General features: G+C 66.0%; 3 protein-coding genes. All 3 read left to right on the top strand.

Annotated elements, in window-relative coordinates; all coding sequences use genetic code 11:
- Nucleotides 1-161: 161 nt before the first annotated feature.
- The 3 genes from AC0699_RS39785 to AC0699_RS39775 are packed head-to-tail and all read left to right on the top strand — an operon-like array spanning nt 162 to nt 1,080.
- Nucleotides 162-365, top strand: a complete 204-nt coding sequence (locus tag AC0699_RS39785; protein ID WP_478671618.1) for a type II toxin-antitoxin system prevent-host-death family antitoxin — start codon at nt 162-164, stop codon at nt 363-365.
- Nucleotides 366-400: 35 nt separating this feature from the next.
- Nucleotides 401-760: a DUF6247 family protein gene (locus AC0699_RS39780; protein ID WP_478671615.1), complete on the top strand. Its 360-nt coding sequence runs from the start codon at nt 401-403 to the stop codon at nt 758-760.
- Nucleotides 757-1,080: a hypothetical protein gene (locus AC0699_RS39775; RefSeq protein ID WP_478671612.1), complete on the top strand. Its 324-nt coding sequence runs from the start codon at nt 757-759 to the stop codon at nt 1,078-1,080. Before AC0699_RS39780 ends, AC0699_RS39775 begins: the two co-directional genes overlap by 4 nt.
- Nucleotides 1,081-1,243 lie beyond the last annotated feature (163 nt).

The raw sequence follows: 1,243 nt of genomic DNA, 5'->3' as shown, positions 1-1,243 counted from the left end.
CCAAGACCGTCCCACCCATGCAAAACCCCCGCTACACTCCCCACCGCCAGGCCGTTGACCAGCAGAAATACAGAAGTCCGGCTGGAGTACTAACTCCGGCCGGTCGCACCGGCAGACCGCCGCATCTATCACATCTATGATAGTTAGGGTAGGATGCGGTCATGGAGATGCGGACGTACACGACAATTGACCTCCGTAAGCAGATGGGCGAGATCCTCGACCGGACCCGGATCGCGGGTGAGGCGGCCGCGATCACCCGCAAGGGCAAGACGCTGGCCTACCTGGTGCCCGCCGAGTGGTTCGAGCGCTGTCAGCAGGTGGCGGCGCAGCAGCCCGACAGCGACGCCGGCCAGGACGCGGCCTGACCGTCAGGGCAGTGAAGACCAGGAGCCCTCACACCATGACCGCGCAACCCGTTCAGTTCAACGGCCACGGCGGCGACCGCGTGCCGCCGATGCCCGAACGCACCCCCCAGGCCCTGCGCCTGGCTATTCAGGAGCACGCCCCGCACCTTCTGCCGGACTTCGAGGCCCACTGGCGCCGCGCGATCGGGGACGCCTTTAATCTCACCCCCGTACCTGCGTTCATGCGCCTGTGGTGGACCCAGTACGCCATCGCCCGCGATCCACGCCTGGAAGCGCGCCTCAACGACCTTGAGGCCCGTGCCGCGAAATCCGAAGATCCCCAGGAGTCCGCCCGACTGCTGGCCGAGTACAGCCGTCTGAGGCGGGCCGCTTCCGTCGTGGAGCCCGGCCAGTGACGGACGATCTGCCGCTTCCGCCCTGGCAGATGGACTGGACGGCCGAGGCCCGTCAGGAATTCGAAGACATGCCAGCCGAAGGCAGGCAACTCACCTTGGCGGCCCGGGCGGAACTGATCACTGCCGTAGACCCGTATTACCGCGGCATTGACACAGACGCCTCCCTGCCGCATTGGATCACGGTCCGCCCGCTGGCCTCAACCAGCCCCGGTGGCCCGCACATCGCCGACCTCGCCGGAGGCCGCGGATGGCTCATCTACACCTTCATCCGCCGCCACGCCGAACCCCAGATCATCGTCACCGACGTCTTCTGGGCCTGACCCCATTCCACACACCGGTTTCCCCGGGTCCTGCATCCTGCAATATAGAGGCCTGATAGAACCAATGCCGGATGGTGTCCCGCCGAGTGGTGTAGCAGCGATCTCGGCATAGCCCCTGGTCATGAGGCGGCCATCGCGCAACTCTCCGAGTAGTGAAGCTCGT

The organism is Streptomyces sp. NPDC043870, from assembly GCF_056435785.1.
This window is presented reverse-complemented; position numbering and strand designations above follow the sequence as displayed.